This is a genomic window from Methylobacterium sp. B1 (assembly GCF_000333255.1).
Lineage (GTDB): Bacteria > Pseudomonadota > Alphaproteobacteria > Rhizobiales > Beijerinckiaceae > Methylobacterium > Methylobacterium fujisawaense.
In genome coordinates this window covers 1-6,582 of the sequence record NZ_BACT01000883.1, presented here as the reverse complement: position 1 = coordinate 6,582, position 6,582 = coordinate 1, and the positions used below count along the sequence as shown (strand labels likewise).

Here is a 6,582-nt window from a genome sequence, read left to right as displayed (position 1 = left end):
CAGCCATAGCGCAAAACGCGAATCGCCGTTGAACATGCTTGCTCGGGCCTAGGATCCCGAAGTGTCGGACCACTCTAAGCCACGAGTCGGGTCGGCCATGAGGCAGTGTTGTCGCAGCTCGCTCAGGCTCTGCACGAAGCAGCTAACGCGCTGATCTCAAGGCCTCATCACCACAAACGCTGACCTTAAGTTGCGCCAGCTAACCAAAGGCATATATTGCTTGGTGACTCGGAGCTTATTGTCCATCTCCTAGGATATATCGCCTATGAAGGTATTTTTGTCTCACTCCTCAAAAGACAAGGCCATTGTATCTGAAGTAGCCAATAGGCTTGGAAGAGCGTTTGTCACTTTTGACGCCTATAACTTCGAATTTGGCGAAGATATTTCCAAATCAATAAGAGACGGAATGGATCAAGCAGATTCTTTTGTATTTTTTGTCAGCAAAGAATCTTTGGGTTCAGAATGGGTTCGCGTTGAGATCGATGCGGCAGCTAATCGAAAAATTCGAGAAAGTAGTTATAAGGTCCACACTATTGTAATAGACTCGGGTATATCTACAAATGATATCCCAAAGTGGATGAGGAATAATTTATATTTTAAAAGCAGATCACCATCACAAATATATAGAGAGATTCATCGATTTGTGTTCAAAAATGTCGCTGACAGGCAAACGTCTTTGTTTGTTGGTCGTCGGGAGGAAATTCAGAAGATTGAAGATATTATTGCCCCAGCTTCAGGCTCAAGAGAACCTTCAACGTTTTGTTTATATGGCCAAAATGGGATCGGACGACGGAGTATCATTAGACAAATCTCGGGAAATCTTCTTGGACTTCCGAAGCAAATCGAGATTGCTTTGGGCGAAGGGAGCAGCCTAAATGAAATTGCGTTTTTATTTCATGAAAATTTATATCCCTCTAAGTCTGATGAATTGCTGTCGGGAAAATTAGAGAAATTTTCCGCGATGTCCAAAATAGAGATTCAGGCATCTCTTGATGAAGTCATTCAATCGATCTCCTCTGCTCGTGAATTGATTGTTTTTAATGATGAAGGTGGATTTCTCGACAATGACGGCTTTGTACAGAGTCAAGTACTAGAGATTATAGAACGGATTGAAAACATAAACGGCGCCAGAGCAGTAATTATAAGTCGCCGCAGGCCGTCAAATAACCTTGGTGTGGATGCCATACCAAGTATACGGATTGGTCCTTTATCTAATGATGACACGTCGCGCTTGCTGCGGCGGAATCTCAGTCAGATTAATATTAATTTATCAGACTCTGATATCCGAGATCTTGTGGCATACATTCATGGATATGCACCAGCTGTAAATTTTGTTGCCGAAGTTTCAAGGCGAGGAGAAATTCAACGTCTGATACATTCGAAATCACAGTTAGTGGACTTTACGACGGCTTTCATGCTTAGAGAAATCGAAAAAAGTGGGGACAAATTCACTTCAACTCAAAAAATTATTCTATACATCTTGGCGCTGTATTCTCCACTACCGCTTAGCGTTCTGGCTAATACAATAAAGTTCGATGCTGAAGCAATCAATAGCGAGCTCAGTCTTCTTTTTGATCTTGCATTCGTTTTGCCACAAGATAAGCTCCTCAAAATATCGGACCCACTCCAGAACGCCGCGGTTCGTTTATTCGGACAGGAGTGGAATGATCATGCCGATCTATCAGATGCAATATATGACTATGTTCAATCTCTTGAAGATAACCAGGAACGAATAGCGCTTGGAAGAGCGCTATTCAGAGCAAATAGTCTATCAGGGAATATGAATGATAAGCGAGGCATAGCTCTAACATCTGACTTTATCAATGTCGCAAAAGAATTATACCACAATAGACGATACGACGAAAGCATCTCATTTGGCAGGCTTGCTCTTGAACAAAGGGCAGATAACGTTGATGTGATGTCATATTTAGCTCGTGCCTATATTCAAGTGGAGAATTACAATTCGGCAGATATTTTAATAAAAAGACTGAAAGACATTGGATTTCTGCGCGATCATTACTTTATTGAAGGATTTAAGCAGCGCAGAATTGGAAATTTTGATGGCGCGGCATCAGCATACGAAAGAGCAGTTAAGGAGGGTCGGCGCGGGGCGGCTGTACACCGTGAGCTGGCTCACTGTTATATTGAGCTCGGTCAGATTGATAAGGCAAAAAGTAGCATTTCCAAGGCTCACGAGAATGATGCGGACAACAAGTACGTCGTCGATTTGGAAATTTTGATTGCCTTAAAGGCGGCAGATCGGCCGCTTGCTGAACGACGCCTTATGACCTTGGCCGCCGTCGACTCACTCGAATTCTACTTGCATCGCAAATCAACCTTTCACTACCGTTTCAGAGAATATCAAGATGCTTACGAGTTTGCGTCAGCAGCTTATAAGGAAGCATCGAGCCCTAATTTTGCTATTACCTCTCAGCTTATCAAAGCATCAATCGCTGAAAGTAAATTTGAAGAGGCTAGAATCCGCCTAGCTGAACTTGAGAGATTTAGGGATGGACGTTATTTTGATATCAAAATTGGACTTAAGTGCAAACTAGAGAGTTCGGAGGGTGACTATGCAGCAGCCCTCGGAACCTGGCAGCGACTCAGAGATAGGAATAAACCCGTTCATTTAGCGCTAAAATTGGCTGCCCTACAAGTAAAAATGACCTCGGTCGGTTTAGATGTAGTCGAAAAAGATGAGGTCCAAAGACTAGAAAATCTTTTGAATAGATTCGAAAAAGAAGATCTAGACGCATTTTTCGGCGGTGATAGTCGCCTGATGACTTGAACAGAACTAAACAAGCCGCCGCATCACCAAGCTGGCATTCGTCCCGCCGAACCCGAACGAGTTCGACAGCACCACATCCACCCGCTTCCGCTTCGCCTCGAACGGCACGAGGTCGATCTGGGTCTGCACGGAGGGGTTGTCGAGGTTGAGGGTCGGCGGGATGACGTTGTCGCGCAGGACGAGGATCGAAAAGATCGCCTCGACCGAGCCGGCCGCACCCAGCAAGTGGCCCACCGAGCTCTTGGTGGACGACATGGTGGCGTTCGCGGCGGCATCGCCCAGGAGCCGCTCCACGGCCTTCAGCTCCAGCTCGTCGCCCATGGGCGTCGAGGTGCCGTGGGCGTTGATGTAGCCGATCTCGGACGGCGAGATCCCGGCCCGCTTCACCGCGGCGCTCATGCAGCGGAAGGCGCCGTCGCCGTCCGGGGACGGGGAGGTGATGTGGTAGGCGTCGCCCGAGAGGCCGTAGCCCACCACCTCGGCGTAGATCTTCGCGCCGCGGGCCTTGGCGTGCTCGTACTCCTCCAGCACCACGATGCCGGCGCCCTCGCCCATGAGGAAGCCGTCGCGGTCGCGGTCGTAGGGGCGGGAGGCCTTCTCCGGCGTGTCGTTGAAGCCCGTGGTCAGCGCCCGGCAGGCGGAGAAGCCCGCGATCGAGAGGCGGTTCACCGGCGATTCGGCGCCGCCCGCCACCATCACGTCGGCGTCCCCGAGCGCGATCAGGCGGCTCGCGTCGCCGATGGCGTGGGCGCCCGTGGAGCAGGCCGTCACGACCGCGTTGTTCGGGCCCTTCAGGCCGTGGGCGATCGAGACCTGGCCGGAGGCGAGGTTGATGATCCGGCCCGGGATGAAGAACGGCGAGATCCGGCGAGGCCCCTTCTCGTGCAGGGTCACGGAGGCGTCGTAGATGCCGCCGATGCCGCCGATGCCGGAGCCGATCAGCACGCCGGTGGCGCACTGGTCCTCGTGGCTCTTCGGCGCCCAGCCGGCATCCTTGAGGGCCTCGTCGGCCGCCGCCATGGCGTAGACGATGAACGGATCGACCTTCCGCTGCTCCTTCACCTCCATCACGAGGTCGGGGTTGAAGGTGCCGTCGGTGCCGTCGCCGAAGGGGACCTGCGCGGCGATCCGGCAGGGCAGGTCGGCGGATTCGAAGCCGCGGATCGGGCCGGCGCCGCTGTCGCCCGCGATCAGCCGGCTCCAGGTGTGCTCCACTCCGCAGCCGAGCGGCGTGACCATCCCCAGACCCGTGACCACCACCCGCCGCATGTGCCCTGTCCCGTCTTGAGGCGCAGCCCCGCCGGCAGAGCCGCGGTCGCGCATCGTCCTAACGCCCTCGGCGGCGGAATCGGTCCCGGCGGGACCCGTCACGCCTCCGAGCCTTGAAACGCATAACGGCGCGGGGGCTGTTTCGCCTCACCCGCGCCGCGTCAAACCCGGTCCCCGGCGCCTTTAGGCGGCGGAGTTCTTCTCCAGGAACTTCACGGCGTCGCCGACCGTCTGGATGGTCTCGGCAGCGTCGTCCGGGATCTCGACGTTGAACTCTTCCTCGAAGGCCATGACCAGCTCGACCGTGTCGAGGCTGTCGGCACCGAGGTCGTCGATGAAGTTGGCGCTCTCGACCACCTTCTCGGGCTCCACGCCCAGGTGCTCGACGACGATCTTCTTCACGCGCTCAGCGATATCGCTCATCGGTCTTCCGTCCTCGTCCTTTTGGTCTGTCAGTCTTCTCGGGGTGGTGCCGTGGCCGCGTCGCGCCCTTGCGGGCTTGTTGTGACGGGCCGGTGTCCGATCGCGCGTGCTTCTGAGGTGAACCGGCGCGTGAGCCGGGACGCCCCCGCCGGAGGGCCTTGGACTGAAAACCCGCTGAACCGTCAACCCCCTGTACGGCTGCGGGGCGTGGTAGCACAGGGTTCCCGCCCTGGCGAGGGCCCGTTCAGAAAGCCTTCATGGGTGTGGCACTTGCGTGTCGGCGGGGGTGATTCGCGCGCGATCGTCGCCGGTTCGAGACCGGTCTTCGCACACTAGTACATGGCCATACCGCCATTCACGTGCAGCGTGTGCCCGGTGACGTAGGCCGCCTCCGCGGAGGCGAGGTAGAGACAGGCCGCCGCCACCTCCGAGCCTTCGCCGAGCCGCCCGGCGGGCACGCGGGCGAGGATGCCCTCGCGCTGCTTCTCGTTGAGGGCGTCGGTCATGGGCGAGCTGATGAAGCCCGGGGCGATGCAGTTGACCGTGATCCCGCGCGAGGCGACCTCGGCGGCGAGCGCCTTGGTCATGCCCACGAGGCCGGCCTTGGCGGCGGCGTAGTTGCCCTGGCCGGGATTGCCGGTGCTGCCGACCACCGAGCCGATATTGACGATCCGCCCGGAGCGGCGGCGCATCATGCCCTTCACGGCGGCCCGCGACAGGCGGAAGGCGGCGGTGAGGTTGACGGCGATCACCTGCTCCCACTCCTCGTCCTTCATCCGCATGAACAGGTTGTCGCGGGTGATGCCGGCATTGTTCACGAGGATGTCCAGCGGGCCGATCGCGGCCTCGGCGGCCGGCACGAGGCCCTCCACCGAGTCCTTGTCGGAGAGGTCGGCGGCGACGGGGCTCGCGCGCTCGCCGAGTTCGGCGGCGAGCGCCTCCAGGGCCGCGGGCCGCGTACCCGAGAGCGCCACGGTGGCGCCCTGGGCGTGCAGCGCCCGGGCGATCGCCTGGCCGAGGCCGCCGGTCGCGCCGGTGACGAGGGCCTTGCGGCCGGTGAGATCGAACATGCGGGGCTCCTGTCGGATCAGAGCGCGAAGGCGGCGACGTCGGCGGGCGTGCCGACCGCCGTGGCGCTCGCCTGGGGGGCGATGCGCTTGACGAGGCCGGTCAGCACCTTGCCGGCGCCGAGTTCGTAGAACCGGTCGACGCCCGTCGCCGCCATGGCGGCGACGCTCTCGCGCCAGCGCACGGTGCCGGTGACCTGCTCGACCAGGGCCGTGCGGATCGCCTCCGGATCGGAGACCGGGGCGGCCGCGACGTTGGCGTAGAGGGTGACGCGCGGGGCCTTCAGGGCGACGGCGGCCAGCGCCCGGGCCATGGCCTCGGCGGCCGGGGCCATCAGGCGGCAGTGGAACGGCGCCGAGACGTTGAGCATCACGGCGCGCTTGATCCCGCGGCCGGTGGCGATGCCGATGGCGCGCTCCACGGCCGGCCGGTCGCCGGAGAGCACCACCTGGCCGCCGCCGTTGTCGTTGGCGACGTCGCAGACCGCGCCGCCGCCGGCCTCGTCGGCCGCCGCCTCGGCGACGGATCGGGCGGAGTCGAGATCGGTGCCGATCAGCGCCGCCATGGCGCCCGCGCCCGGCGCCACCGCCTCCTGCATCGCCTCGCCGCGCAGGCGCAGCAGCTTGGCGGCATCCGCGATCGTCAGGCTGCCGGCGGCCGCGAGGGCCGCGTACTCGCCCAGCGAATGGCCGGCCACGCAGGCCACGTCGCGTTCGAGGTCGAGACCGCGCTCGGCCTCCAGCACGCGCAGCACCGCGAGGCTCGCCGCCATCAGGGCCGGCTGGGCGTTGGCGGTGAGGGTCAGCTCCTCGACCGGCCCCTCGAACATCAGCCGCGACAGGTTCTGGTTCAGGGCGGCGTCGACCTCGTCGAGGACGGCCCGGGCCTGCGGGAAGGCCTCCGCGAGGTCCCGCGCCATGCCGACCGCCTGACTGCCCTGGCCGGGAAAGATGAGTGCGCGCATGTTGCGTCCTGATCGCCGGCACCTTTCGGCGCGCGAACGCCGCCCGTGTCGGCCGAAACTCGGAATGGGC

5 protein-coding genes are annotated in these 6,582 nt (G+C 59.4%); 1 reads left to right on the top strand and 4 read right to left on the bottom strand.

The genetic code is table 11. The annotated features are described in order from the left end of the window. Window positions 1–265 precede the first annotated feature (265 nt). Window positions 266–2,788 carry a TIR domain-containing protein gene (locus I53_RS31860; RefSeq protein WP_148291240.1) on the top strand — a complete coding sequence of 841 codons (2,523 nt, stop codon included), beginning with the start codon at window positions 266–268 and terminating at the stop codon, window positions 2,786–2,788. 6 nt (window positions 2,789–2,794) lie between these two features. On the opposite strand, the gene fabF is transcribed toward I53_RS31860, so the two are convergent. The 4 genes from fabF to fabD form a co-directional block, all read right to left on the bottom strand. Then, complete coding sequence (fabF, locus tag I53_RS25215; RefSeq protein WP_043355945.1) at window positions 2,795–4,057, bottom strand: beta-ketoacyl-ACP synthase II; 1,263 nt, start codon at window positions 4,055–4,057, stop codon at window positions 2,795–2,797. Between the two features lie 183 nt (window positions 4,058–4,240). Then, entirely contained in the window at window positions 4,241–4,480 is a 240-nt protein-coding gene (locus I53_RS25210; protein ID WP_007559070.1) for an acyl carrier protein, read from the bottom strand. 332 nt (window positions 4,481–4,812) lie between these two features. Next, on the bottom strand, window positions 4,813–5,550 hold the full coding sequence (fabG, locus tag I53_RS25205) for a 3-oxoacyl-[acyl-carrier-protein] reductase (protein WP_043355943.1): 738 nt from the start codon (window positions 5,548–5,550) through the stop codon (window positions 4,813–4,815). A 17-nt stretch (window positions 5,551–5,567) separates the two neighbouring features. Continuing rightward, on the bottom strand, window positions 5,568–6,512 hold the full coding sequence (gene fabD, locus I53_RS25200; RefSeq protein WP_043355941.1) for an ACP S-malonyltransferase: 945 nt from the start codon (window positions 6,510–6,512) through the stop codon (window positions 5,568–5,570). Window positions 6,513–6,582 lie beyond the last annotated feature (70 nt).